Source organism: Collimonas sp. GW821-FHT07E08 (genome assembly GCF_059418905.1).
Genome location: NZ_JBWKQR010000010.1, coordinates 13,946 through 40,093, shown reverse-complemented (window position 1 = coordinate 40,093; position 26,148 = coordinate 13,946). Strand labels below are relative to the sequence as shown.

Genomic DNA, 26,148 nt, shown 5'->3' with positions numbered 1-26,148 from the left:
AAAGACACTTTGACCTGTGTTTTAGTTGCCATTCCCCTATGTAAACAAGGCAATTGCAACATTATGTTGCAGCGCCATATAAAAGCCACAGCGAATGCTTAAAAAGAGGTATTGTTAGCGCTATCAAGGCTATTTAGGCCGAAGGAGTCACAATGAAATCGTACCGAGTCCGCAACACCGTCGTCGCCAGTCCTTTGAGCGCCTGGACCGACCTGCTGTTCAAAACCGGCGAAATGATGAATGCCTCGGCTGAAGTAATTGGCCATCGCACCGCCCGCATGGCCCTGGCCGGACCGGCGCCAAGCCAGAGCGACCGTCATGAATTCAACCTGATGAGCCAGGAAAAAATGGAAGCCGCAGCCGAGTCGGCGCATGCCATGGCGATCCGCATGATGAGCTTGCACCAGGAAGTGGCCCGGCTGGCGATCCAGCACATGCTGGACGGCACCGCCAACCTGTTGTCGGTGGTCAGCAGCAGCACGCTGCATCAATCGGGACATCGCCAGAGCAAGCTGGCGCACGACACCATGCGCAACTCGGCGGAAGCCGTGTCGCAGCTCAATACCTCGCTGGCGCACATTGCGCAAACCGGCCTGCAGCCGATCCATGCGCGCGCAACCGCCAATGCGAAGCGTCTGAAGAAACTCTGAAAAAAGGCTGGCGACCGCGCCAGCGGATAGGAAACCGTCCGTGGAATCAACTGCCGTTCAGTTGCTGCAGCCAGGCTGCCGGGGTTGCCCCGCTCAGGCAGGTCCGCCGTACCGGATACAAACGATCGCGGCTGCACAGGGCAATCGCCAGGCCATGCTGCACCCAGGTGCGCGCGTGCCATCCCGGTCCTGAACGCAAGCGCGCGCCGGCGGCCGCCTGCTCAGGCAATGGCGCCTCGCTGCCCTGGGTCGACATGAGTTTGAACAGAGCCTCTTTGCTGCTCCACAAGGCGTAGAAATCCGCCACTTTATCTTGCGCGGCACGGCTGGATAGCCAGTTGCTCTCCGCGGCGGAAAAAGCGGCGCGGCCGATGGCGTCGACGTCGCGTCCGGGATCCAGCGTCTCTATGTCGAGGCCGAGTGCAGTATCGATGCTGGCCGCGCAAGCGACCCAGCCGCGGCTGTGCGACAAGCTGAAATGGGGGGTCGCAGCCGCCGCCAGCCGTATCAAGGGCGCCTGGCTTTTACGCTCGGTAACCTGCACGGCATCAAATGCGGCTCCAGCCAGGTGCGCGGCAGCGAAACGCAACAATATCCGCCCCAGCAAAAATTCGCGCTGGCGTACAGGCCGCACAAAACGCCGGTAACGCAACAGCTCCGCCTCGCTCAGGCAAGCAAGAAAGCGATCGCGCTGATCGTCCGCCAGGTGATTCGCGTCGTGCAGCAGGATGACGGCGGACGGCATCGGCGATGCTAGTCCAGGCGCTTGAATATCAATGATGTATTGATGCCGCCAAACGCAAAATTGTTCGACATCACATATTCGCACTGCAAGCTGCGGCCCTGGTCGACGATATAGTCCAGCTCTGCGCACAGCGGATCCAGCTGCTTCAAGTTGATGGTCGGCGCAAACCAGCCGGAGCGCATCATTTCGATAGCTATCCAAGCCTCCAGCGCGCCGCATGCCCCCAAGGTGTGGCCGGTATAACTCTTCAGCGAACTGACCGCCACCTGCCGGCCGAATACCGCGGCGGTGGCATGCGACTCGGCGATATCGCCCTGCTCGGTGCCGGTGCCGTGGGCATTGATATAGCCGATCGCGCTTGCAGGCAAGCCGGCGTCGGCCAGCGCCAGCGTCATCGCCACCTGCATGGTGTCGGCGTTCGGATGGGTGACGTGGCAGCCGTCGCTGTTGGTGCCGAAGCCGACCACTTCGGCGTACATCTTGGCGCCCCTGGCGCGCGCATGCTCGAAATCTTCCAGGATCAGGCTGCCGGCGCCCTCGCCGATCACCAGGCCGTCGCGGCTGCTGTCGAACGGGCTCGGCGTCAAGGCCGGCGTGTCGTTGCGCACGCTGGTGGCGAACAGGGTATCGAATACCGCCGCTTCGGTGGCGCACAGTTCCTCGGCGCCGCCGGCGACCATGATGGCCTGGCGGCCGCTGCGGATCGCTTCATAAGCGTAGCCGATGCCCTGGCTGCCGGAAGTGCAGGCGCTGGACGTGGTGATCACGCGCCCGGTGATGCCGAAGAACACACCGATGTTGACCGGCGCCGTGTGCGCCATCATCTTGATGTAGGTTGTGGCGTTGATGCCGCGCGTGCTGCGTTCGTCCATCATCCTGCCGAAATCGCCGATCGCCTTCGGGGTGCCGGCGGAGGAACCGTAGGCCACGCCGCAGGCGCCGCTTTTCAGTACCGGATCGTCAAGCAGGCCGGCATCGGCCAGCGCCAGTTCGCTGGCGCGGGTTGCCATCAAGGCGACCCGTCCCATGCTGCGCATGGTCTTGCGGGTATAGCGCTCGGACAAGCCGAATTCAGCGGCCGGCGCCGCCAGCTGGGTGTTCAAGCCCTCGTAGCCGGCCCACTCGTCCATCCGCACGATGGCGTTGCGATAGCTGCCGAGGTGGCTGCGGATGGCGTCCCAGTCGTTGCCGATCGGGCTGATGCCGGCCATGCCGGTCACCACTACCCGCCGTTCTGTCAGCGTGCGCGTCATGCCATGCCTCCGTTGACCGAAATCACCTGGCGCGTAATGTACGCAGCATCGGCATGCATCAGGAAGGCCACCGTCGCCGCCACCTCTTCCGGCTTGCCGACCCGGCGCGCCGGAATCAGCTTGAGCGCCTCGTCCAGCGGCACCTCGCTGACCATGTCGGTATCGATCAGGCCGGGAGCGACGCAATTGACCGTGATGTTGCGCTTGGCCAGTTCGATCGCCAGCGCCTTGGTGGCGCCGATGATGCCCGCCTTGGCAGCGCTGTAGTTGACCTGGCCGCGGTTGCCGATCAATCCCGACACCGACGCCAGGGTGACGATGCGGCCAGGCGCGCGCCGTTGCACCATCGGCATCACCAGCGGATTGAGCACGTTGTAGAAACCGTCCAGGTTGGTCTTCAGCACCAGGTCCCAATCCTCGCCCGGCATGGCAGGAAACGCATTGTCGCGCGCCACCCCGGCGTTGCATACCACGCCGTAATAACAGCCGTGCTGCTCGACATCCGCCAGCAAGGCGGCGGCGCTGGCCTGGCGGTCGCCTATGTCGAATTGCAGGACGCGCGCTTGCACGCCCAGCTCCCGCACCGCCTGCGCAACGGCATCGGCTGCCGCACGCTGCTGGTGGCAATGCAAGACGATATCGTAGCCCTCGCGCGCCAGCCGCAATGCAATCGCCTTGCCGATGCCGCGGCTGGAGCCTGTGACCAGCACGCTCTGGTCCGGGCGGGCAGCCGGCGCTGCCTGGTTCGATTCCACGCTTGTTTCCAACATCATTCAGTACTTCCCTCAAGAAAAACAGCCGCGTCAGCCGGCTGGAACACGGTAATGGTAGCGCTGGCCAGCTGCTGCCCGGCGGCATGGATGCGGCATTCGAACGATCCTATCCCATTGTCGGCCTGCAGCAGCCTTTGCACATGGACTTGCAGCACGCTGCCGACGGCAAAACCGGGGCAGCCCGCTTCATAGCGCCGCGTACCCAGCAAGAAGCCGATTTTGACCGCTTCGCCGCGCAGCTGTGCGGCATGCCCGGCATAGGCGGCAATCGCCTGCGCCATATATTCGACGCCGACCCAGGCCGGCACGCCCTGCCCGTCGCAAAATAGGCTGTCCGGACGGATCGTCACCTCCGCCAGCAAATCTTCCGTCCCGGCTTCCAGCAACCGGTCCAGCAGCACCATGGCGCCGGAATGCGGTAAAAACCGGCGGATATCCTGAGACTCCATCGCGCTCGGCTGATCCATCATTCACGCCCCAGCAGCAAACTTGCATTGGCGCCGCCAAATGCGAAAGAGTTACTCAAGGCCCAACGCAACGGATGTCCGAGGCGCGCGCCGACCGGCTGCAGGTTCAGCTGCGGCAGGCCGGGATCGCCGGCGCCGTCCCACAAATGCGGCGGCAGCTCGCCCTGCGGATTGTTATCCTGCATCGCCAGCCAGCATAAACCCGCCTCCACCGCACCGGCAGCCCCCAGCGCGTGCCCGGTAAACGGCTTGGTCGAACTGAGCGCCACGTGGTCGGCAAACATTGCGGCGATCACGCGCCCTTCCATGGCATCGTTCTGCATGGTGGCTGTGCCATGCAGGTTGATGTAATCGATTTGCCGCGGGCTCACGCCGGCGCGCGCCAGGGCTTGTTCGATCGCGCCGCGGGCGCCGGCGCCGGACGGATCCGGCGCAGAAATATGATACCCGTCGGAAGATTCGCCCCAGCCGCGCAGGCTCACGGCGGCCTCTGCCTTGCTCATTAAAAACAGGGCCGCGCCCTCGCCGATATTGATGCCGTTGCGATTGGCGCTGAACGGGTTGCAGCGCGTTGCACTGACCGATTCCAGGGCGCCGAAGCCGGCCACGGTAAATGCGCACAGCGAATCGACGCCGCCGGTCAGCACCGCGTCGCACAGTCCCATCCCGATCAGGCGGGCGGCGCTAGCCATCGCCTTGCTGCTCGATGCGCAGGCGCTGGAATGCACGTAAGCGGGCCCGGTCACGCCCAGCACCGACGCCAGGGTAGCGGCCGGCGATGCCATTTCTTGCTGCTCGTAAGCAAAATCGGCGGGGAATCCTGCATGTTGCAAACGATAGCGAAACGCCGCTTCGCTCTGCGCGATCCCGGATGTACTGGTGCCAAGCACAATCGCTACCCGATCCGCGCCAAATTGCCGGATGGCGGCATCGACTTGCGGCCGGATCTGCGCCAGCGCCGCCAAGGCAAGCTGGTTGTTGCGGCTGCGCTGGCCCGGCGGCAACGCGCTGAGGTCGGGCAGCGCGCTCTCGACGCAGCCCAGCGCCAGCTCCCGGCCCGGCGAATAGCGGCTGGTCATGGCGACGCCGCTGTCGCCGGCGAACAGGCGGCGGCTGATCTCCGCGTGGCTTTCGCCAAGCGGACACACCATGCCGAGTTGATTAAGATAAAACATGTTTATGGCGTTGCAGTTGGCAAAGAAGCAGCAGGAGCAGCAGCATCGCTGACCGACTCGATCGTCAGGCGGTAGTGATAGCGCAGGTTATTCAATTCCACTTTACCGTCCCATGGCGTCGGCGCGCTGTAATCGATCACCATGACCGGTTCTCCCTGCAGCGACAGCGTACGCCGCAATCCTTGCTGTTCGATCTGCCAGCCCGCCGGCAACGCCTCGCGGATCGCCGCCAGCGGCCACAACGTCAATTGCGTATCTTCCATCACATCCTCCACCCGTACCTGGGATGGCAGCATGGGATGGCGCCAGGACTGCAACGTCTTGCCATCATAATTCATGCTCAGCACGCGCTGGCCAAGCACCAGTCCAACCATGCTGAACTGCTGCGGGTCGACTTCCAGCGCGGCGTCAAGCTGGTCGACGCGGCCATGGCGCTCTACCGTCAAATGCTGCTGCAAGCTGATATTCGCCCCCAGGGACGCCGGCGCCAGCTTCAGCCCCAGCCGCGCCGGCGCTTGCGATGCCGGCGCGGTTGTACAGGCGGCAAGCGCCAGCAGGCAAGCCGACAAAGCCAAACGCAGCCAGCCGCCGCGGCATGCCGGGTTCAACTGCATATTTCCTCCAGAGCCTTCAGGCGCCGCTTGCTTTCCTTTGCATACGGATTGCTGTCGTCCCAGGCATAACCGGCCAGGATGGCGGCAATCATGCGGCGCACTTCCGGCTGTTGTTTTTCATAAAAAATGACTTTTTGGAAACCGCCCGAATACCAGGAGTCGACAAAGGTACGGAAAGTATCGACGCCTTTTTTCAACGGTATCGCATATTCGCTTTCCCAGTCGACCGTTTCTCCTGCGAACTGGCGCTGCAGGGCGGCGGCAGCCAGGCTGGCCGACTTCAGCGCGATCGTGACGCCGGACGAAAACACCGGGTCCAGGAATTCCCCGGCGTTGCCGAGCAAGGCATAACCCTTGCCCCACAAGGACCTGACGTTGGAAGAATAACCCACGATCTGGCGTGCCGGCGTATCCCAGGCGGCGTTCTCCAGCAAGGCGCGCGATGCCGGATCCTGCATCACCAGCGCCTGCAGGCGTTCGGTCTCGCTGCCTTTGAATTGTTCCAGGAACGCGGTTTCCGCCACCACGCCGATGGAGCAACGGCCACCGGCAAAAGGAATCAGCCAGTACCAGACATCGCAATGTTCGGGATGCACCGTGATGCGGATCTTGTTGCGGTCGAAACCAGGCACGGCGATGCCATCTTCGATGTGGGTGAAAATCGCGCCGCGCACCGGGAAATTCGATGGCGACTCCAGCTGCAGCAAGCGCGACAGCACCCGGCCGAAACCGCTGGCGTCCAGCACAAAACCTGCTTCCACAATATATTCCGAACCGCCCGCATCGCGCACAGTGACGCGCGGCCTTTCGGCAGCGCCGTCAAACGCCGTGACCGTGTGCCGGTAACGCACCTGCGCGCCCTGGCGTTCGGCTTCGTCGGCCAGCACCTGGTCAAACTGGGCGCGCTGCACCTGGTAGGTGGTGCCCCAGCCTGCCGAGTGCTTGTCGCGGAAGTCGAAATCGGTATAGCGGTCTCCGCGCACGAACGCGGCGCCGTTCTTGTACTGGAATCCCGCTTCCACCACGGCTTGCAGCATGCCCGCCTGTTGCAGGTATTCCATGCTTTGCGGCAGCAGGCTCTCGCCTATGCTGAAACGCGGGAACTGTTCCCGCTCCAGCACCAGCACCTGCCGCCCTTGCTTGAGCAGCAAGGCCGCCGCCACTGAACCTGCCGGGCCGGCGCCGATCACCAGGACATCGCATTGCTCAATTCTTGTCTGCATTTTCTATTTCCTGTTGTGAATCCTGGCTAAAACAAGGGGCGATCAGCCAAACGACCGCGATGCCGATCAGCATCGTGAATCCGAACGCATGCAGCGGCGGCGTCGCCGACAAGGCCAGCAAGCCGAACGACAGCAAGGCGCTGGCGGCCGACAGGCCGACCGTGAGCCAGGCGAAGCGTTCGCGCTGCATGCTTTGTTCCTGCAAGAAAATGCCGTAGTCGACGCCCAGGCCGAGGATCAGCATCAGCGCCAGTACATGGAATAATTGCAAGGGCTGTCCCAGCAAGCCAAGCGTGGCCAGGGTTGCGATGCTGGCAACCGCCGGCGGCGCCAGCACGCGCCAGGCAGCGCTGCGATAGCGGACAAACAGCAGCAGGAAAATCGCCGCATACGCACCTAGCAGCACCCATCCCATATATTGCCGGTAGTGACCCAGGACCGAAGAGATTTCACTCACCTTGTCGACCCACGACACGCCCTCCAGCTGCCCGGCGGCCTGTTTCAGGAGCGGTAAATCGCCGTAGTTGTCCAGCCCGCGCAGCGCCACTATGCTGGCGTAGACGCGGCCTTGCGCGCCTTCTACTTCTCCCAGCCAAAGATGGCGCGAAGGCTCGCTGGCCGCGCTCTTCAGGAACTCAGCCGGCGTCAGGCCGCGGCCGCCGTTGGCGCTTGCCGCCGCGCTCAGCGCTCGATCGCGCATTTGCGCTACCCAGCTGCCGTCTTCGCCCAGCTGCGCGGCCAATGCCTTCAAGGGACCGTCGGCAGCAAGCAGGGTTTGCGCAACCAGGGCCCGGTTCGCCGCTTGTTCCTGTATCGAAGGTATCCAGTTGGACATTGCCTGGTAGCCGCTGATGACATGCTTCGCAATCAAGGGTTCCAGGCGCTGCTTCAATCTTTCCTCGCGCTGCAATACCTGTTCCGCACTGGCGCCGCGCACCAGGTAGAACTGCACCGGCGTAGGCGCATCGAGCAGTTTGCCCAGTTTGATCTGGTCTGCCAGCAGCGCTTTTGGCGGCGTCTGCAGGGAGCGGATGTCGTCGTTCACCGTCAGGCGCATCATGCCGGCCACGGCAAAAATGCCGAACAGCAGCACCGCCAGCGCTGACCCGCGATTCAAGCCCAGCAACGGCCAATGGCGCCGGGTCTGGCCGAACCAGCCGGCAAAGGCGGAACTCTGCAAGGTATGCGCGGTTACTAGGGACGGGAACCAGAAAACCACCGTCAGCCAGGCAAACAGCAGGCCCAGCACCGAGAACACGGCCATCTGCCGCAAGCCTGGAAACGGCGTCAGCGCCAGGCCGACATAACCGATCACCGCCGCGGCCAAGGTCAGCATCAAGCCTGGCATCAGGCGCCGCAGCAACTGCCACGACCCTAGCGACTGGCCGGCGGCGACTCGGCTGCACAGGAAATAAATCCCGTAATCCTGGGCCACGCCGATCAGGCTGGCGCCGAACACCAGGGTCAGCAAATGCACTTGTCCGAAAATCATCCAGCACAGGGAAAACGACGCCAGGCAGCCGATGCCTATCGACAGCATGATCAGCAAAATCGGCCGCAATGAACGGAAGGTCAGCCACATCAGCAGGATGACGCCGAGCAGCGAACCGATGCCAATGGTCGACATTTCCCGGCTGGCCTGGGCGCTGCCGGCGCCGGCATGCAACACCACCCCGGCGCTGACCAGTTCGACCGCAGGCACGGCCTTGCGGGCGGCGGCGCCGGCCTGTTCCAGCAGCGGCAATAACGCCTGCTGGGTCGCCATCGAGAATGCCGGCTGCCGCAAGTTCATCAGCAGCACGATGTAAGGACGCCCCTTGTCTTCCACGAACAGGTAGCCGTCGCGCGGACGCACCGGCGTTTCCTGCGCGCGCGCCTGCACCCAGCCGGTAAACAAGCCGAAGGGATCGTCTTGCCAGGCGCCCAGCTTGGGGCCGGAGAATGGGCTGTACAGTTGCTGCAAGGCGGTGTCGACCCAATACTTGGACGGCTGCCGGCGCAGCGCTTCCTGCTGCGCCGGCGTCAGCAGGCTGAGCCGCATCTGCTGCGACGGCGCCAGCCAGTCTTGCTGGTTCTGCGCCGACAGCTGGACCCCGCTCTGCAGCAACGCCGGCTGCCTGGCCAGCACCGCGCCATAGGCATCGGCGGCGGCGCGGGCATGTTCCCAGTCGTCGGCGCCCACCAGCACGATCAGCCGTTGCTGGGCAGCATCGACCATGTGGGTGAACGCCTGCTGCAGCACCGGGTCGCGCTGCTCCACCGGCAACAAGGCCATGATGTCGGTATCCGGCACCACGCCCTTGACCAGCCACAGGTAGCCGCCATGCGCCAGCAGCAAGGCCACCGCCAGCGCCCATGCCAGCGCCGCGCGCCTGGCCCAGCCGGCGCTGCCGCCATGGCCGGGATTACTCAAATGCCGCCCCTTCTTCAGCGCTCATGGCGCCGCTGCCGCTCTGCAGCGCGGAAAAACTGATTTCGGTACGATCGCCGCTGGCTTCGTCGATGCTCACAGTCTTGACATAAGCGCCGCCAGTCAAGGCCAGCGTGCCGATCGCCTTGGCCAGCGCCGGCTCGCGCGCCTTCAGCGCGACCTTCCAGCTGTTGCCCTGCACGCTGCCATCCAGCTCAAACAGGGTTTCCAGCTGGCTGAGATCGCCCGCCAGCAACGAGAACAGCACGCTGTTGATCATCCTCACCACCGGCTCCTGCTTGGCGTCCATGCGCATCGCAACCCGGCCGCCCTGCATCTGCACGATCTCGTCACGCTTCAGGCGCAGCGTATTGGGGAACGGCTGCAAGGTACGCCACAGGACGCCCTTGCCGTTGACCACGCAAAAACGGCCGTTGGACAACAACGGTTTCTTGATGCCGACCAGCTGCTTGCTCTGGTCGAAGCGGCCGCACAGGACCGGCGGCCGCACCAGCATTGCCTGGATCTTTTCCACCGGCGCGGCGGCGAATGCCGGCCATGCGGTACAAGTCAAAAGGACGGCGCCAAGAACAACAGTGAGGCTTCGTTTCATATCTGTTCGATTCCTAATTTTTGAAATAGCACGGGAGGCGATGCAAAGCACATTTCACCGCTCGCCATCTCCACCGCCACTTGCGTGGTGGTGCCGCGGCTGAGGCGCCGGCCGCTGGCGCTGTCGGTAATCACGTAGGCGATCCGGAGCCGGTTTTCCCATTCGATGATGCTGGCGCGCACCTTGATGCGTTGCCCGAAAGTCGCAGGATGGGCGTAGCGCAGGTGCAGGTCGATGATCGGCCAGGTATACCCGGACGCTTGCATCTGCGGATAGTTGTAGTCCAGCTGGTCCAGCAGCGCGCAGCGCGCCACTTCCAAATATCGGACGTAATTGCCGTGCCAGACGATCTGCATCGGATCGAGATCATAGAATTGCACTTGCAGTTCCAGCTCCGCCGACCAGCGGTGTTTATGCGGGTTTGCCATGCTCTTACTCGTACAAAGCCCAGTGCTGGAGGCGTATGCGCTCCAGCAGACGGCGCAAATCGGGTTCCAGCATGCGGTCTTCCTGTATCACGGCAATATCGGCCCCAAGCAGTTCCATCATCTGCTGCAGGTTGTGCTGCGGCTGCGCGCCGCCATCGAGCCGGCAGCGCAGCCAGACGCCTTGCCGCACGCTGACCAGCAATGCCGCCACCACCTGCTCGGTCAATTGCAGCACGCGCAGGCAGTCGCGGGCGGCGATCGTGCCCATGCTGACCTTATCCTGGTTGTGGCACTCGGTGGAGCGTGAAAACACCGAGGCCGGCATGGTTTGCTTGAGCGCTTCGGCAGTCCAGGCCGAGGCGCTGATCTGCAACGCCTTCAGGCCGTGGTTGATGCTGGCGCGCGCGCCCTCGGCGCCTGACAGGTTGGCAGGCAGGCCGTGGTTATAGCGGCTGTCGACCAGCAACGCCATCTGCCGGTCGAGCAGGTCGGCGACGTTGGCGACCGCGTTTTTCATGCTGTCCATGGCGAATGCGATGTGGCCGCCGTAGAAATGGCCGCCGTGCAGCACCCGCTCGTTTTCAGCATCGATGATCGGATTGTCGTTGGCGCTGTTCAGTTCGTTTTCAATCGACGCGCGCATCCATGGCAAAGCATCGGCCAGCACGCCGATGACATGCGGCGCGCAGCGGATCGAATAGCGATCCTGCAGACGCTGCTGGTTGCGCGGCGCGTCGGTCACCGGCAAGTCCTGGCGCAGCCATGCCGCCACCTGCTGCTGGCCGGCATGCGGCTTGACCGCAAACAATTCGGCATCGAAATGATGGGCGTTGCCGTCCAGGGCGAAACTGGCCATGGCCGTGATGCGGGTGGCGATGCGCACCAGGTACTGCGCCCGTTCGTAAGCCAGGCACGCCAGGGCCGTCATCACCGCGGTGCCGTTCATGATCGCCAGGCCCTCTTTCGGCCGCAGGCGCAGCGGCGCGATGCCGGCGCTTGCCAGGGCCTCGGCGGCGCTGACCGCGACGCCGTCGCGCCAGACTTCCCGTTCACCGCAGAGCACGGCGGCCAGGTAGGACAGCGGCGTCAGGTCGCCGCTGGCGCCGACCGATCCTTCGGACGGGATCAAGGGCAGCAGGTCTTCCTTGAGCAGGCGGGCAATCTGTTCCAGCAGGCCGACGCTGACGCCGGAATAGCCTTTGCTGAGCGACGCCAGGCGCGCCGCCATGATGGCCCGCGTCTGCGCCGGGCTGAACAGTTCGCCCAGGCCGCAGCCGTGGTAGGTATACAAATGATGCGGCAATTCAGCGATCAGTTCGGCCGGGACGTTGACGGTGCACGAATCGCCGTAGCCGGTCGTCACGCCATAAATGGTGCCGTCTTCGCGCAGCAGGCGGTCCAGGAAATCGGCGCCGCGCGCGATCGCCGCGCGGAAAGCCGGCGCTTCGGACAGGCTGGCCTGCGCCGCTCCCGATGCGATGTCGACGATGTCTTCGATCGTCAGCCGGCCGTGGTCAAAACAGACCGTGCGTTGCGGCGGCGCGCCCGGCGTTGCCGAGGACAGGTTTTTCAGTTCAGCGAGAAGCATCTTTGTACCCGGTTAAATGCCAGAAATCGTAAAAATTGAACCATTGCAGCGGAGCCTTCAGGCAAAAGAACTCCAGCCTTGCCGCATAGGCTGCGGCCAGTTCATGCAGGACTTGATCGCGGCTTTTGCGCGGCAAATGGATCGACTCTCGAAACAGTTCGAAATGACATTCGGAATGACCGTTCTTGGTCATTGAGAACAGCAGGTAGACCGGACACTGCAGCAAGCTTGCCAGCACATAGGGGCCGATCGGGAAGGCGGCGGTTTCACCCAGGAACGGGGCTTGCGCTACGCGCGGCACGGGCGACACCGGAATGCGGTCGCCGGCGATCGCGACAAATTCGCCGCGCCCGACCTTTTCAGCCAGCAGCATCGCGGTAGCGGGCGTCATTTCAGTGACCTGCATCAGGTTCAGCTGGCTGTCCGGATCGAGTTTCGCCAGCAGCCGGTTAAACGCCTGGGCGTGCTTGGTATGCACCAGCACCGTAATCCGCAACTCATGGTGCCGGCGCGACAGCACCCGGCACAGTTCAAGATTGCCCAGGTGCGCGCAAATGAGCAAGCCGCCGCGCTGCGCCTGGACGTTTTCCAGCATCTGCTCGCGCCCGAACGACACCACGTTCGCGGTCTTGAACAGGCCGCCCCACAGCAGCATCTTGTCCAGGATGTTTTCGGCAAAGGCGGCGAAATGCCGGAACACGCCGCGCCAGTCCGGCCGGATCCGGTTAAGGCGGGCCAGCGCCGGATCGAAAGCGCACAGCCGCCGCAGATACGCCATCGACGCGCGCCGCGCGGCCGGCTTGCTCAGCAGGTACCAGCCCAGCACCGGATACAGGGCGAAGCGGAACGGCCAGCGGCCGGCAAACCGGTATATCCCGAACAGCAGACGCATGCCGCCCACAAAGCCGGCTTCGTTGATCTGCGCCCAATGGCGCTGGCCGGCGCTCAAGCTTGCCTCCGTGCCAGCCGCAGGCGCCGGCCCAGCAAGCGCGGCGCACGCAACAGCATGCCGAAAAACAAGGTGGCATGGAGACGCGAGATCAGCAGGTTGTCGAGGCCCATCCGGAAATGCGAAACGCCATCCAGCGGATAGGTGACCCGGGTCGGCAGGTTGACGACGGATACGCCGTCCCAATAAAGGCGCACCAGCACTTCGGTATCGAAATCCATGCGCTCGCCCAGTTTCCTGCGTTGTATCAGGCGCACCAGGGACGGCAAGGGATAGATCCGGAATCCGCACATCGAATCCTTGATATCCAGCGACAAGGTGTTGATCCAGACCCAGACATGCGTCAGGTAGCGCGCATACAAGCGCACCGGCGGCACGCTTTCGTCATATTGCGGGCAGCCGGCAATCACGCTGCGCGGCTGGGCCGCGGCTTGCTGCAGGAAACTGGGAATATCGCCGGTGCAATGCTGGCCGTCGGCGTCGATCTGCAATGCGTGGGTGAAACCAGCCGCGGCAGCATGCCGGACGCCGGTCAGCACGGCGCCGCCCTTGCCGCGGTTGACGCTGTGGCGCAGCAAGGTGACCGTTCCAGGATTAGCCCTTGCCAGTTCATCCAGCACTGCCGCGCACGGAGCCGAGCTGGCATCGTCGACCAGCACGCAAGGCAGCTGGTGCGCCAGCACTGCTGCCAGCACCGTGCCGATGGCATGCTCGTGGTCATAGACCGGGATCACCGCGCACGGCTTGAACTGTTCAGCTTGCGGCATGGCCTGCTCCAAAAGTGACGCGGCCGCTGGCGTGCTGTCCCGCCGCCGAGAACATGCGAAAAGCCAGGCTGCCCTTTTGCGTATCGTGCAGCAACTCCAGCTGCACCACCATGCCCGGCGTAATCACGCGCTGGAATTTCAAGCCGAGCATGCCGAGGAATTGCGGCGCCAGAACGAAGTAGCGACGGCCATAGCTGATCGCCCAGTCGAGCTGCACCACGCCAGGCAAGATCGGCGCGCCCTCGAAGTGGCCGTTGAAATACAAGAGGTCTGCCGGCACCGTCAGCTCCATCAGCACGCGATGGGGTTCTTGCTCCAGCAAGCGCTCGGCAGGCTTGCGCGGCGCTTCGGCCAGGTCGGCGCCGGCTTGCGGCTGCAGCAGCGCCAGCAGGTCGGCGCGGGTAGTCTTGCCTTGCGCGTTAACCGGCATCGCATCCAGGTAACGCCAGCTGCGCGGCAGCGCAATCGCTTCCACCGCATGCGCCATGCCATCGCGCAGCAGGCGGTTCAAGGCCAGCTTGCCTTGCGCCGCGAGTATATCCGCGCCGGCTGCCGACAGCACCACGAAGGCGGCAATCCGCTGCCGCTGCTGCGATTCCGGCTGGTCCACCAGCAGCACGCGCGCATCCGCCACCTGCGCCATTGTCGTCAGTTGCCGCTCCAGCGCATCCAGGGAAATGCGTTTTTCCTCGACCTTGACGATACGATCGACGCGCCCCTTCAAACGAAAATGCTGCCGGTCGACCGCCTGCACCTGGTCAGCCAGCGCATGCCAGCCGGCATCCGGCAAATGGGGCGAACGAATTTCAAGCACATCGTCGGCGGCGACGCGCCAGGCGACTGCCGGCATCACTTGCCAGCTGTCGTCCGTGCCGGCGCGACGCTGGCGCCAGGCCACGCCGCCGGTTTCGGAACTGCCGTAGACCTCGACCGGGACCGAGCCGAGCGCGTGCCCGGCGGCAGCCGCCACTTCGGGCGGCAATGGGCCGCCGGATGAAAATATGGTGCATATTGCCGCGGCCTGCCCCGCAGAAAATGCGGCCGGCAAACGCTTCAGGTGGGCGGGACTGGAGACCAGGACAACCGGCTTGGCGCCAGGCTGCGGCTGGAATTCTTCCAGGTAGTCAAGCTGCCGCGCATGCATCGCGCGACCGGCAGCCAAAGGCCACAGCACCTTGAACAGCAAGCCGTAGATATGCTGGTGCGAAACCGTCGCAACGACATCGGCGTTGCCCATCCGGCCGCCGAACAAGAGCTCCAGGGTCGCTACTTCGGCAGCCAGCTGCGACAGGAATTTCGGGACTGCCTGCGGCTCGCCGGTGCTGCCGGAGGTATAAATCACCAGTCCGGGAAAATCCGGCTGCAGGGCCTGGAATGCCGGCCTGGCGCCGCCGGCCTCGGCAGCGGTCAACGCTGCATCGGTCAACGGCGCACATTGCGGCGGGAAATCGCCCAGGTAACCGTCGACCAGCGTGCCCAGGCTGGCGCAGGTAGCCGGCAGCACATCGCCTGGCAGGTAGACTGTCTTGCCGACTTGCCAGGCGCCCAGCAGGATACAGGCGAAGGCGGCGGCATCGCTGGAGTACAAGGCGAAACGCGACCCCGCGTGCGCCGACAGCAGACGCCGCCAGGCAGCGACCTGGGCAGCCAGCCAGGCATGGCTCAGCGGCTTGCCGTCGCGCCATGCAAACGGCCGCTGCTGCCGCTGCTCGGGCAGCTCGCTCAACAATGTCAGCAGATTGGGGGAATCAGGCATGTGGTCCATCCGGCTGCCGTTCCAGGCGGCGGTGGCGGCGCCTGACGACGATCCGCACCAGGTATTCGCCGGCAAACAGGCAGCCCATCAATACGTAAGCCAGCACGCCGTTATACAGCGACCAGACCGCGGCGGAAGCCCAGACCGCTGTCACCATGGCCAGCGTGCCGTTGATGACAAAAAAACCGCACCATACCTGGGTCACCCGGCGCGTGTAGGCGACCGCATAGGCAGGCAATGCCGGGTCGCTCAGGCGCGCCATGCGCTCGATCACCGATGGCGGCGCATGCAGGCTGTAGCCAAACACTGCCAGCATGCCGAGGTTGACCAGCACCGGATACAGCTTCAACGGCAGCAAGGCGTTGTTCCATATCGCCAGCGCCGCCAGCAGCAAGGCGCCCGCCAGCCACCAGCGGCTGCTGCGGTTCAGCTTCAGCGCCGGCAGCCGGCTGGCCGCGGCCAGCACCAGCAGCAAAGCCAGCAGGCGCGGTTCGACGCGCCCGTGTCCGAGCCAGATCGCGAGCGGATAGAGCAAAGTGACCAGCAAGCTCGCTACGGTAGGCAAATGGCGCTTGATATTCTGCACGGGATCCTTGAGCGCCTTACTTTTCTTCCTCGGCCAGCAAGGCAGCCAGCGCCTCGACCACGTCCTGCACCGTGCGCACCGCCTTGAATACGTCCGGCTGCAAGCGCTTGCCGGTCAGCTGCTTGAGCTTGACCACCAGGTCCACCGCGTCGATGCTGTCGATATCCAGGTCGGTATACAGGTTGGCCTGGGGCGTCACCTGGTCCTTGTCGATCTCGAACATTTCATGCAGCACGTTTACCAGCCACAGGTAGATTTCTTCCTTGCTCATCGAATTGGTCAATATCATGTCACACCGTCACTTCTTTCTATTGCTGGCAATCATTGCAGCCAACGTGCGTACCGAGGCAAAGTGATTGCGCGTCTCGGCCGAATCCGCCGACAATGAAATGCCGTAGCGCTTCTGGATCGCCACCCCCAGTTCCAGCGCATCGATCGAATCCAGGCCGAGGCCGTCGACAAACAACGGCGCATCGCTGACGATGTCGGCCGGCGTTATGTCTTCCAACTGCAGGACATCGATGATGACCTGCTTCACTTCTTCTTCAAGCTGCTGCATAACCCTGGCTTTCTTTCCTAAAATAATCTTGCAGGTAGGCGGTCAGATGCCTGGCTGCCAACCCTTCGCTACCGGCTTTTGCGAGAAACCCATGGACATCTATATCTTCTTTTACTTCAATGCTGAAGTGGGCGGCAATCGGCGGCACTTGCCACCATTTGACGCCCTTGCCCAAGGTCGGCGGCAGGCAGCGGATCACCACCGGCGTCACGTTCGACAGGCTGCGCACCGCAATGTTGGCTGCGCCGCGCTTTAAATTGATCTGACCGTCGCCGGCGGTGCGAGTGCCCTCTGGAAAAATGATCAGGTTGCTGCCGCGCTGCAAGGAGCTAATGCAATCCTCGACCAGTCCGTCGCCGTAATCGTTGCTGATGTAGCCGGCGGCGCTCACCGGCCCGCGGGTAAACGGGTTGTCCCAGAGCCGCCCTTTGACAATGCAGTCGGCGCGCTTGACGAAGGCCATCAGAAACACCGTATCGATCAGGGTCGGATGATTTGCCAGGATCAGCAAACCTTGCCGGTCCAGCCGCTCCAGCCCGCTGATATCGTATTTCAGCACGCCCAGCCCGCGCATGCATCCGACAAAAGCGCGAAACGCCAGGCGGATCACACGACGCGCCATCAGCACCCGTCGTTGCCTTTCCCATATCAACAAATTCAATACAGGAAACACCAGGACACGCAACAGCAAACCGCCGACAGCGAACAGCACGAAGCTGAAACCGGTCGCCAGCACGCGCCAGTAGCGGTTGACACAGCGGTTGACACGCTTAAGCAAGGCGCCCCCAACGCCAGCGGCGCGCGTCGGCCATCCGGACCAGTTCGCGGTCCCTGCGCAAATAAAAAGCCAGCACATCCAGGCCGGCCGGCTGCCGGCCACTGCCTGGCGCCGGCTGCACGGCATGCGTTTCATCGCTGCCAGCGCCGCTCCACGACAGTGAAATGCCGTTGCCGGACTCGGCACTTTCCGCCTGCATCAGCCAGGCCCAGGCAAACGGCTGCTCCTGGCAATCCTCAAATTCGTGAAACACATCCGGCAACACGCCGTCATACACCACCAGCAGCACCTCGGCAGCGCCATCCGCAAGCAAGCCGCAGGCTTCAATCACCGCATGTTCTACGCCGCTATGCCCGCCCGCCAAGGCGGCATGGCTGGCCTGGTCCTGGCGCGCGATCGAAAACAGGCCGGCGGCGGCGTTGTGGACCGACAAACTGAAAGAAGTGGGAGACAGGGGCTGGCCTTGGGCCAAGTCCTCCAGCAGTTCTACCGAGCGCGTGCACTCGCCGTGGCGGGAGCAAAACACGGTCGGCACGCCGCTCCTGCCGTCGAGGCAGCGATAGGCTGCTTCCAGCGCCATTTTTCCCATGGCGCCGGCACGCCGGCGCAACATCGCGGGCATGGCGGAAACGGCCGCCTCGCCATTGCCTTTGATGGCATACGGCTTTTCGGCCCACGCCTGCCATGCGGCAGCCGTATCCAGGCCGGGCGCCCACGCCGCGTCAGACACAATTGAAAACCTGACTCCCCCGAGTCTCATCTCACCATTCTCCAACACCCATCCAATCGATTCTATTTTCGGCCAGCAATCTAGGGAGTTGAACCGACGGCAATTCCTGCATTTTGGGCGGCATTATAAAGTATTTAAAACAAGGAAACTTACTCAATCACGCAGTAACATGATCCGCAGTAACATGATCTTTAACCATTGCCTCCAATGTCTCATGCCATGGTGTTTTTTACGCCGGAATATACAGTAAGTTACAGTATGTTTTAGCATTAAAATACACAGGATACGGCCCAAAACTGGTCAATTCTAATAAATTGCAGTCGCTTTGACGATCAAAAACAACACAATCCAAGCGACTGGGTTGCGGGCTATGCAGGCTTCCGTATCTGTGCAGCATTGCTACCCGCAAGGTGCCCGGTTCTCGTCATCGGCCGCCGATTGCCGTCATCCTTGCCGGCGCGGATAACCTTCGGCGGTGATCCGCTCCCAGACCCTGGTTTTCTCTTCCTCGGTCATGAAGACCCAGTGCGCCACTTCGTTGACGGTACGGCCGCAACCGCGGCAGACATCGTCGAAAGTGGTGGAACAAACCGCCACGCAGGGAGTATCGGGACGTTGCGGAGGAGACTCTGACATGCTGACCTTTTAAGATGTGAAGCGTTGCTGCGGTTGACGCCGGGCGTAGCCGGGCCCTCCATTTTATAACAGCAGCAGGATGGACGCCTCTCCATGGCGACGATCTTGCCACGGTGGTTACTATCATTTCAGCAATACATTTGCGACGATAGGCGCGAAGCAATATACAATCTTTACTGAACATGTTTGCCAATTGGTAAAACAGTATTGCGCAATGGATATCAGAAAGAAAATAAAGTCATGGAGCAAAAAGCGCCGCGTCGCACCCGCGAAAAAATCATGGACCTGTCGTTACGGCTCTTCAACGAGTTCGGCGAACCCAACATCACCACCACCATCATCGCCGACGAGATGAAGATCTCGCCGGGCAACCTGTATTACCATTTCCGGAACAAGGACGATATCGTCAATTCGATCTTCGTCACCTTCGAAGAAGAAATCAGCCGCATGCTTGCCATGACGCAGGGGCAGCGGCCTACCATGCACGACGTCTGGCATTACCTGCACCACATGTTCCAGCTGATCTGGCGTTATCGTTTTTTCTATCGCGACCTCAACGACCTGTTGTCGCGCAACCGCACCCTGGAACTCCATTTCAAGGAAATCTTCGGCCACAAGATCGCCGTGGTCAAGGAACTGTGCCAGGGCCTGCACGAAGACCAGACGCTGCAGGCCAGCCCGGCCGAGATCGACGCCCTGTCGTCGAACATGGTGGTGGTAGCCAGCTACTGGCTGTCTTACCAGTATGTCCTGAATCCGCGCCAGTACACCGAACAGGCAGTGGTCGAGCATGCGCTGGCAAGCGGCTGTTACCAGGTTCTCTCGCTCATGCATCCGTACCTGCGCGGCGAAACCCTGCTGCACTTCGAGCAGCTGAAGACAAAATACCTGCAAACCAACGCCTGACCGATGCAGCGGCGCCCTGCCGCTGCAGTCACATCACCTTCCATATTCTCTAACCATGCAAGAAATCAAATCCCTCTGCGTTTATTGCGGCTCTTCCCCAGGCGCCACGCCGGTTTATGCGGACGCGGCGCGCGGCTTGGCGCAAGCCATGGTCAAGCAAGGCATCGCCCTGGTATACGGCGGCGGCAACGTCGGCCTGATGGGCATCATTGCCGATGAAGTGCTGCGCCTCGGCGGCCAGGCCACCGGCGTGATTCCCCAAGCCTTGCTGCAAAAGGAGCTGGGCCACAAAGGCTTGACGCAACTGCATATCGTCAAGGACATGCATGAACGCAAGGCGATGATGGCGGATTTGTCGGACGGCTTTATCGCCATGCCTGGCGGCGTCGGCACGCTGGAAGAATTGTTTGAAGTGTTTACCTGGGCCCAGCTGGGCTTTCACCAGAAACCGATCGGGCTGCTGAACGTCGACGGCTTTTATGATGGCTTGCTGCAGTTCATCCAGCACATGGTGTCGCAGCGCTTCCTGAAAGGCGAACAGGCGGAAATCCTGATAGCGGCGGCACAAGGCGAAGAGCTGCTGCAACGGTTCAAGTCGTTTGTTCCGCATCTCGTGCCGAAATGGCTGGATCGCGACACCATCTGAAATGCAGGCGGGTGGACACGCGACGTGCCCGCCCCGCCTTATAGCCATGCCAGGCTACGCTTGCAGCGCCTGCCGGAAGTCTTCCACCAGGTCGGCGGTATCTTCGATGCCGACCGACACCCGGATCAGCGATTCGCCGATGCCCATGGCGGCGCGGCGCTCAGCGCCCATCTCATAGAAAATCGTATGCGCGACGGCGATCACCAGGGTCCGGTTGTCGCCCAGGTGCGTGCCGGAAATCGCCAGCTTGAGCCGGTTCAGGTAATCGAAACAGTCGATATCCTGCTTCAACTCGAAACTGAACAGATAGCCGTTTGAGCGAAACAGGTCCGCCGCCAACGCGTGTTGCGGATGCGACGCCAAGCCCGGGTAATACACCGCGGCCACCCGCGGATCGGCTTCCAGCATCTGCGCCACGGCCAGGGCGCTGGCGCTGCTGCGCTCCATGCGCAACGCGATGGTTTCTGCGCCGACGGCAATATGATGCGCCGCCTCGGGCCCGAGCGAAGCGCCGAAGTCGCGCAGGCTCTTGGCGCGCATCTGCGCCAGCCCCCATTGCGGTTGCGGATTGCGCTTGTAGACGTCGAGGATATTGGGGAACCGGCTCCAGTCAAACAGGCCGGTGTCGGTGACTGCGCCGCCCAGGGCGTTGCCATGGCCGCCGATGGACTTGGTCAGCGAATTGATCACCAGGCCCGCGCCCACGTGCCGGGGCTGGAACAGGTATGGCGAAGTCATGGTGTTGTCGACCACGAACAAAATGCCGCGCGCCTGGCACAGCTCGCCGATGCGCTTGAGGTCGGCAACCTGGGTGCGCGGATTGGCGATGGTTTCCACGAACACGACACGGGTAGCCGGCGTCAGCGCCATCTCTACCTGCGCCACATCGGTAGCGTCGACCATGGTCACCTTGCCGCCCTGGCCGCTGTAGGTCTGCCACATGCTCGCGGTGTTGCCGAACAAAAATGCCGACGACACCACGTGGTCGCCTTCGCGCAGCAAGCCTTGTATCACGGCGCCGATCGCTGCCATGCCGGAAGCGAAACAGATGGTCGCCAGGCCGCCTTCCATCTTGGTGACCTTGTCCTCCAGCGCCGCCACGGTCGGGTTGCCCTGGCGGCCGTAACGGTAGCCGGACTGCTTGCCCTGGAATACCTCGGCCAGCTGGCGCGCATCGCCATAGCCCCAGGTCACCGACGTGTGGATCGGCTTGTGCGGCGCGCCGTGCTCGATGGTTTTCTGGCGGTCGCTGTGCAGGATGGTGGTGGTGAAACCGTATTTTTGAGTCATGTTTGATCGCTACTTATTCGGGAACTTCGGCAAGCGCAGGATGGACCAGTACCTGGCCACCCTGCGCTTGCGGTCCCGCAATGACAAGACTAGTCGACTTGCGCCAGGCTCAGGTTCAGCTGCGAACGTACCGCGTCTTCGCTTTCAGGCTTGGGATTGTTGCGTGCGAACTCGATGCGGTCGAGGTAGTCGCGCGAAATATCGCCGGTGATGTAGTTGCCGTCGAAACAGGACGCTTCGAAATTCCGCAGCAATGGATTGACGTCGGAAATCGAACGCTTGAGGGCGTCGATATCCTGGTACACCAGCGCATCGGCGGTAATTTCGCGGCACACTTCTTCATCGCTGCGGCCGTAGGCAATCAGTTCGCCGCGGGTCGGCATGTCGATGCCGTAGACGTTGGGGAACTTCACCGGCGGCGCGGCCGAGGCGAAGATCACGCGCTTGGCGCCGGAATCGCGCGCCATCTGCACGATCTCGCGGCTGGTGGTGCCGCGCACGATCGAATCGTCGACCAGCAGCACGGTCTTGCCCTTGAACTCGGAGCCGATCGCATTGAGTTTCTGGCGTACCGATTTCTTGCGGATCGCCTGTCCCGGCATCAGGAAGGTGCGGCCGATGTAACGGTTCTTGATGAAACCTTCGCGATACTCGATATTCAGCTTGAGCGCCAGCTGGATTGCGGCCGGACGCGACGAATCAGGGATCGGCATGACCACGTCGATATCGCCGCTGTGGAATTCGCGCTTGATCTTGTCGGCCAGGTATTCGCCCATCTTCAGGCGGGTGGCGTACACCGAGGCGCCGTCGATGATCGAATCGGGACGGGCCAGGTACACGAATTCAAAGGCGCACGGATTCAGGGTCGGATTGTCGGCGCACTGCTGGTTGTACATCTGGCCGTCGATGTCGATGAAGATCGCTTCGCCCGGCGTTACGTCGCGCAGGAAACGGAAACCCAAACCTTCCAGCGCAACCGATTCGCTGGCGATGACGTATTCGGTGCCCTTGTCGGTTTCGTTAAGGCCGATGCACAGCGGCCGGATGCCGTACGGATCGCGGAACGCCAGCAAACCGTGGCCGGCAATCTGCGCCACCACGGCGTAAGAACCGCGCACCCGCTTGTGGACATTGGCCACGGCCTTGAACAAGACGCCAGGATCGAGCGAATAGCCCCTGGTCTCTTGCTGGATCTCGTGCGCCAGCACGTTGAGCAATACTTCGGTATCGGAATCGGTGTTGATATGGCGGCGATCGTTCTTGAACATCTCGATCTTCAGCTGCTCGGCGTTGGTCAGGTTGCCGTTGTGCGCCAGGATGATGCCGAACGGCGCATTGACGTAGAACGGTTGCGCCTCTTCCGCGCTGGCGGTGCCGGCGGTCGGATAACGCACCTGGCCGATGCCGTAGTTGCCCGGCAAGGAACGCATGTTGCGGGTACGGAAGACGTCGCGCACCAGGCCGTTGGCCTTGTGCATGAAAAATCCGTTGCCGTGGTTGGTTGCGATCCCCGCAGCATCCTGGCCGCGATGCTGCAAAAGCAACAAGGCATCATAGATGAGCTGATTGGCGGGGTTCTGGGAAGCGATGCCGACTATGCCACACATGGTGGACTCCTAAACAATAAACAATCCGGTACTAGAGGGACTTGCAGGGGTTGCGCAAGTCCTGTCAAACAAATTCAAAACTTCAAGTGGCTGGCGAACTGCCCCGGCAAATAGGGTATTGCCGTCCGCGCGGCAGCCTCCGCCAGCGGGCTCAGCATCGCATCGCGCCAGAAAGGCTGTTGCGGAATTGCCGTAGCGCCACACACCAGCACCGCCGCCAGCACCAGCACCAGGCCGCGCGCCAGTCCGAACAGCACGCCCAGCCCGTGGTCCACCACCCCCAGGCCGCTGGCCTTGACCATGGCATCGACGGTCATGCTCAACAACATCATTAATAACCTTACGCCAATAAACAGGGCTAGGAAAGCCACGATTAAGCGCGTTACATTTCCCGGAATCGCATCGGGGAGCAATTTTGCCAGATTTTCACCATACGCGTTGGCCACCACCAAGGCGACGACCCAGCTCGCCAACGACAGGATTTCCTTTACCAGGCCGCGCAGGGTGCTGATCACGACCGAGCAGATCAGTACGAAAAAAACCAGATAGTCGAAAATTGTCACGCTGCCTGCATATCCCTGATCAGTGATCCATATGGCGCCGCATGCGGCTTAAATCAAGCCGCCCGCCGTCAGCCTGGAATCAAACTGCCGTTCAGCCCCAGCTTGCCCAGCTTGGCGCGGGTTTTTTCAGCTTCTTCCTTGCTGCTGAACGGGCCGACGCGGATACGGATGCGTTCACCCGCCTGGGTCGGGACTTTTTGCGTATAGGAGCGGATGCCGGCTTCCTTCAGCTTGCCTTGCAGCTCATCGACCTTGTCCTGCGATGCCAGCGCGGCAACCTGCAGCACGAATTTCGCCGGCTTCTTGTCGGCCGCCGGCGCTGCATCGGCTCGTCCTTCCAGGATCGCCTGGGCACGCGCCGCATCGTCATGCTTTTCCGCTACCGGCGCCGGTTTCGGCTCGGGTTTTGGCTTGGCTTCCGGCTTGACCTCCGGCTTTGGCTTGGGTTCCGGCTTGGGTTCCGGTTTTGAGGCGGTTTCAGGCGGCACCACTGCAGCCATCTTGGGCGGCGCAGGAGCGGTCGCGGCGGCATTGTCGGCAGCGGCAGGCTGGACAGCGGCTGCCGGCGGCGCTGGCATCACCGGGGCGCTGGCCGGATCGACTATTTCTTCCTGGCGGTCGAGGCCGCTGCTGTTGCTGAGCGGCGCCGCAGCGCTGGCCGACGCGCTGGCGCTGGCGCCGGGTTTATCGCGCGATGGAATCTGGATCGCAATATCGTCAGCCAGCGGCTTCGGCTCTGAATCGAGGATCATCGGCAAGATGATGACCACCGCCAGCACCAGGGCCACCGCGCCCACCAGGCGGCGCCGGGCGCGCTTCTTTTCCGGCAGCACTGGATCGACCGCTTCGTTGGCCTGGTTGCCAGCCTTGCTTGCCTTGGTTTTGCGGCTGCGCAGCGGCAGTTCGGCCTGCTCGGCGCCGGGACCGATGCCGGTATCGGCCTTGGAACGATAAATACCCTGGTCAGGGTCGGTTTGCTGCTTGTTTTTGCGAAGAAAAGAGAACAAACCCATGCGATATTTTTAGCTAGCTAGTGAGCCGGCGCCATAGGCGCCTGCCGGTCAATCGTCAGTGAAATCCAGACTTCCTGGCTGCCATTACGCCAGCCACGGTCAGGAACGATCCGAAAACCACAATTCTATCATTCTCGCCTGCCCTGCTTAATGCATTTGCATAGGCCAGCTCGGGAGAATCGAAGGAAAGGATGCTGCTTTGCGCATCCGCCCCCTGCTCTGCAGGGACACCCGCTTCCAGCAAACGTTCTTTCAACTGTTCACCGCTGGCTGCGCGCGGCAGCGGCAAGGCGGTCAGGCACCAGTGGTCGATGCGCGTCTTGAGCTGCGCCACGATGCCTTCGATATCCTTGTCCAGCATGGCGCCGAATACCGCATAGGTGTACGGATGAAACCCCATGTTGTCGAGGTTCTGGGCCAGGGTCGCCGCGGCGTGCGGATTGTGGGCGACGTCCAGGATCACCAGCGGCTGTCCTGGCAAGACCTGGAAACGGCCCGGCAAGTCCATCATGACAAAGCCGCTGCGCACCTCCTGCGCACTGACCGGCAGGCGGTCGCGCAAGGCTTCCAGCGCCGCCAGCGCCGCCGAGGCATTGAGCAGCTGGTTGGCGCCGCGCAGGCTGGGATAGCCGAGCGCATTGCGGCGCTGGCCGCGACCGCCGTAATTCCACTGCTGCTTGTCGCCGGTGTAGTTGAAATCGCGGCCCAGCAGCCAAAGGTCGGCGCCGATCGCGTTGGCATGGTCGATCAGGGATTGCGGCGGCACCGGGTCGCTGCACACCGCGGTTTTGCCGGCCCGGAAGATGCCGGCCTTTTCAAAGCCGATTTTCTCGCGGGTGTCGCCCAGGTATTCGATGTGGTCGATGTCGACGCTGGTGACGATGGAGACGTCGGCATCGACGATATTGACCGCATCCAGGCGCCCGCCCAGGCCGACTTCCAGGATCACCACGTCGAGTTTCGCCTCTGCCAGCAAATGCATGATGGCTAGCGTGGTGAATTCAAAATATGTCAGGGAAATGTCGCCGCGCTGCGCTTCCACCGCCTCAAAGCTGGCGATCAGGGCCGCATCCGAGGCCGATTCGCCGCCGATGCGGGCGCGCTCGTTGAAATCGAGGAAATGCGGCTTGATATACAGGCCGACCCTGTAACCGGCGCGCAGCAGTATCGATTCCAGCATGGCGCAGGTCGAGCCCTTGCCGTTGGTGCCGGCCACCATGATCACAGGGCAGTCGAATTGCAGCTGCAACCGGTCTTTCACCTGCACTACCCGGTCCAGGCCCATGTCGATGGTTTTGAAATGGCGCGACTCCAGCAGGGCGAGCCAGCCGGCCAGCGTCACGGGCTTGGCGGGAATATTTGACATTTTGACATCCGACTAAAAACAAAAGGCCTGAACCGCAACAGTTCAGGCCCTGGGGCG

The 26,148-nt window shown here is 62.5% G+C and carries 28 protein-coding genes; 3 read left to right on the top strand and 25 right to left on the bottom strand.

From position 1 onward, the window contains the following. Positions 1 to 152 precede the first annotated feature (152 nt). On the top strand, positions 153 to 650 hold the full coding sequence (locus tag AC07RZ_RS14295) for a polyhydroxyalkanoate granule-associated phasin (protein WP_494668399.1): 498 nt from the start codon (positions 153 to 155) through the stop codon (positions 648 to 650). 46 nt (positions 651 to 696) lie between these two features. Here AC07RZ_RS14295 and AC07RZ_RS14290 read toward each other — a convergent pair whose 3' ends face one another. The 20 genes from AC07RZ_RS14290 to AC07RZ_RS14195 all read right to left on the bottom strand — a co-directional run bounded on the left by AC07RZ_RS14290 (position 697) and on the right by AC07RZ_RS14195 (position 18,700). Then, positions 697 to 1,395 (bottom strand): 4'-phosphopantetheinyl transferase family protein, encoded by a 699-nt coding sequence (locus AC07RZ_RS14290; RefSeq protein ID WP_494668398.1) that lies wholly within the window; start codon positions 1,393 to 1,395, stop codon positions 697 to 699. An 8-nt stretch (positions 1,396 to 1,403) separates the two neighbouring features. Further along, on the bottom strand, positions 1,404 to 2,648 hold the full coding sequence (locus AC07RZ_RS14285) for a beta-ketoacyl-ACP synthase (protein WP_494668397.1): 1,245 nt from the start codon (positions 2,646 to 2,648) through the stop codon (positions 1,404 to 1,406). Next, on the bottom strand, positions 2,645 to 3,418 hold the full coding sequence (locus tag AC07RZ_RS14280) for a 3-ketoacyl-ACP reductase FabG2 (protein WP_494668543.1): 774 nt from the start codon (positions 3,416 to 3,418) through the stop codon (positions 2,645 to 2,647). Before AC07RZ_RS14280 ends, AC07RZ_RS14285 begins: the two co-directional genes overlap by 4 nt. Continuing rightward, complete coding sequence (locus AC07RZ_RS14275; RefSeq protein WP_494668396.1) at positions 3,418 to 3,891, bottom strand: hotdog family protein; 474 nt, start codon at positions 3,889 to 3,891, stop codon at positions 3,418 to 3,420. Before AC07RZ_RS14275 ends, AC07RZ_RS14280 begins: the two co-directional genes overlap by 1 nt. Next, entirely contained in the window at positions 3,888 to 5,063 is a 1,176-nt protein-coding gene (locus AC07RZ_RS14270) for a beta-ketoacyl-ACP synthase (protein WP_494668395.1), read from the bottom strand. The genes AC07RZ_RS14275 and AC07RZ_RS14270 overlap by 4 nt, the downstream gene beginning before the upstream one ends. A 2-nt stretch (positions 5,064 to 5,065) precedes the next feature. Then, complete coding sequence (locus tag AC07RZ_RS14265) at positions 5,066 to 5,677, bottom strand: DUF3261 domain-containing protein (RefSeq protein ID WP_494668394.1); 612 nt, start codon at positions 5,675 to 5,677, stop codon at positions 5,066 to 5,068. Continuing rightward, positions 5,668 to 6,900, bottom strand: coding sequence for an NAD(P)/FAD-dependent oxidoreductase (locus AC07RZ_RS14260; protein ID WP_494668393.1), 1,233 nt, complete (start codon positions 6,898 to 6,900; stop codon positions 5,668 to 5,670). Before AC07RZ_RS14260 ends, AC07RZ_RS14265 begins: the two co-directional genes overlap by 10 nt. Further along, the gene (locus AC07RZ_RS14255; RefSeq protein ID WP_494668392.1) at positions 6,884 to 9,313 is read right to left on the bottom strand and encodes an MMPL family transporter; all 2,430 of its coding nucleotides are present in this window, start codon (positions 9,311 to 9,313) and stop codon (positions 6,884 to 6,886) included. Before AC07RZ_RS14255 ends, AC07RZ_RS14260 begins: the two co-directional genes overlap by 17 nt. Beyond that, positions 9,306 to 9,923, bottom strand: coding sequence for an outer membrane lipoprotein carrier protein LolA (locus tag AC07RZ_RS14250; RefSeq protein WP_494668391.1), 618 nt, complete (start codon positions 9,921 to 9,923; stop codon positions 9,306 to 9,308). The genes AC07RZ_RS14255 and AC07RZ_RS14250 overlap by 8 nt, the downstream gene beginning before the upstream one ends. Next, positions 9,920 to 10,351, bottom strand: a complete 432-nt coding sequence (locus tag AC07RZ_RS14245; RefSeq protein ID WP_494668390.1) for an acyl-CoA thioesterase — start codon at positions 10,349 to 10,351, stop codon at positions 9,920 to 9,922. Before AC07RZ_RS14245 ends, AC07RZ_RS14250 begins: the two co-directional genes overlap by 4 nt. Positions 10,352 to 10,355: 4 nt before the next feature. Continuing rightward, the gene (locus AC07RZ_RS14240) at positions 10,356 to 11,939 is read right to left on the bottom strand and encodes an HAL/PAL/TAL family ammonia-lyase (RefSeq protein WP_494668389.1); all 1,584 of its coding nucleotides are present in this window, start codon (positions 11,937 to 11,939) and stop codon (positions 10,356 to 10,358) included. Further along, on the bottom strand, positions 11,926 to 12,888 hold the full coding sequence (locus AC07RZ_RS14235; RefSeq protein ID WP_494668388.1) for a lysophospholipid acyltransferase family protein: 963 nt from the start codon (positions 12,886 to 12,888) through the stop codon (positions 11,926 to 11,928). The genes AC07RZ_RS14240 and AC07RZ_RS14235 overlap by 14 nt, the downstream gene beginning before the upstream one ends. After that, complete coding sequence (locus AC07RZ_RS14230) at positions 12,885 to 13,655, bottom strand: glycosyltransferase family 2 protein (protein WP_494668387.1); 771 nt, start codon at positions 13,653 to 13,655, stop codon at positions 12,885 to 12,887. Before AC07RZ_RS14230 ends, AC07RZ_RS14235 begins: the two co-directional genes overlap by 4 nt. After that, positions 13,642 to 15,411 carry an ApeI family dehydratase gene (locus AC07RZ_RS14225; RefSeq protein WP_494668386.1) on the bottom strand — a complete coding sequence of 590 codons (1,770 nt, stop codon included), beginning with the start codon at positions 15,409 to 15,411 and terminating at the stop codon, positions 13,642 to 13,644. The genes AC07RZ_RS14230 and AC07RZ_RS14225 overlap by 14 nt, the downstream gene beginning before the upstream one ends. Then, positions 15,404 to 15,997, bottom strand: coding sequence for a COG4648 family protein (locus tag AC07RZ_RS14220; RefSeq protein ID WP_494668385.1), 594 nt, complete (start codon positions 15,995 to 15,997; stop codon positions 15,404 to 15,406). The genes AC07RZ_RS14225 and AC07RZ_RS14220 overlap by 8 nt, the downstream gene beginning before the upstream one ends. A gap of 16 nt (positions 15,998 to 16,013) precedes the next feature. Beyond that, the gene (locus tag AC07RZ_RS14215) at positions 16,014 to 16,286 is read right to left on the bottom strand and encodes an acyl carrier protein (RefSeq protein WP_494668384.1); all 273 of its coding nucleotides are present in this window, start codon (positions 16,284 to 16,286) and stop codon (positions 16,014 to 16,016) included. Between the two features lie 9 nt (positions 16,287 to 16,295). Then, complete coding sequence (locus AC07RZ_RS14210) at positions 16,296 to 16,556, bottom strand: phosphopantetheine-binding protein (protein WP_038489570.1); 261 nt, start codon at positions 16,554 to 16,556, stop codon at positions 16,296 to 16,298. Then, on the bottom strand, positions 16,543 to 17,334 hold the full coding sequence (locus tag AC07RZ_RS14205) for a lysophospholipid acyltransferase family protein (protein ID WP_494668383.1): 792 nt from the start codon (positions 17,332 to 17,334) through the stop codon (positions 16,543 to 16,545). Before AC07RZ_RS14205 ends, AC07RZ_RS14210 begins: the two co-directional genes overlap by 14 nt. Further along, entirely contained in the window at positions 17,327 to 18,064 is a 738-nt protein-coding gene (locus AC07RZ_RS14200; protein ID WP_494668382.1) for a beta-ketoacyl synthase chain length factor, read from the bottom strand. Before AC07RZ_RS14200 ends, AC07RZ_RS14205 begins: the two co-directional genes overlap by 8 nt. A 444-nt stretch (positions 18,065 to 18,508) precedes the next feature. Then, positions 18,509 to 18,700 carry a DUF1289 domain-containing protein gene (locus AC07RZ_RS14195; RefSeq protein ID WP_092392354.1) on the bottom strand — a complete coding sequence of 64 codons (192 nt, stop codon included), beginning with the start codon at positions 18,698 to 18,700 and terminating at the stop codon, positions 18,509 to 18,511. Between the two features lie 240 nt (positions 18,701 to 18,940). Between AC07RZ_RS14195 and AC07RZ_RS14190 the strand changes: the two genes are divergently transcribed. Together AC07RZ_RS14190 and AC07RZ_RS14185 are read left to right on the top strand one after the other, a co-directional pair. Further along, positions 18,941 to 19,606 (top strand): TetR/AcrR family transcriptional regulator, encoded by a 666-nt coding sequence (locus AC07RZ_RS14190; protein ID WP_041741656.1) that lies wholly within the window; start codon positions 18,941 to 18,943, stop codon positions 19,604 to 19,606. 64 nt (positions 19,607 to 19,670) lie between these two features. Next, positions 19,671 to 20,252 (top strand): LOG family protein, encoded by a 582-nt coding sequence (locus AC07RZ_RS14185; protein ID WP_494668542.1) that lies wholly within the window; start codon positions 19,671 to 19,673, stop codon positions 20,250 to 20,252. Positions 20,253 to 20,306: 54 nt separating this feature from the next. Here AC07RZ_RS14185 and AC07RZ_RS14180 read toward each other — a convergent pair whose 3' ends face one another. The 5 genes from AC07RZ_RS14180 to folC form a co-directional block, all read right to left on the bottom strand. After that, positions 20,307 to 21,542: a cystathionine gamma-synthase family protein gene (locus AC07RZ_RS14180; RefSeq protein ID WP_494668381.1), complete on the bottom strand. Its 1,236-nt coding sequence runs from the start codon at positions 21,540 to 21,542 to the stop codon at positions 20,307 to 20,309. An 89-nt stretch (positions 21,543 to 21,631) separates the two neighbouring features. After that, complete coding sequence (gene purF, locus AC07RZ_RS14175) at positions 21,632 to 23,149, bottom strand: amidophosphoribosyltransferase (RefSeq protein WP_092392350.1); 1,518 nt, start codon at positions 23,147 to 23,149, stop codon at positions 21,632 to 21,634. Positions 23,150 to 23,223: 74 nt separating this feature from the next. Then, complete coding sequence (locus AC07RZ_RS14170; protein WP_144736420.1) at positions 23,224 to 23,712, bottom strand: CvpA family protein; 489 nt, start codon at positions 23,710 to 23,712, stop codon at positions 23,224 to 23,226. Between the two features lie 68 nt (positions 23,713 to 23,780). Beyond that, positions 23,781 to 24,725: an SPOR domain-containing protein gene (locus AC07RZ_RS14165; RefSeq protein ID WP_494668380.1), complete on the bottom strand. Its 945-nt coding sequence runs from the start codon at positions 24,723 to 24,725 to the stop codon at positions 23,781 to 23,783. A gap of 55 nt (positions 24,726 to 24,780) precedes the next feature. Further along, positions 24,781 to 26,091 carry a bifunctional tetrahydrofolate synthase/dihydrofolate synthase gene (gene folC / locus AC07RZ_RS14160; protein WP_494668379.1) on the bottom strand — a complete coding sequence of 437 codons (1,311 nt, stop codon included), beginning with the start codon at positions 26,089 to 26,091 and terminating at the stop codon, positions 24,781 to 24,783. Positions 26,092 to 26,148: the final 57 nt, after the last annotated feature.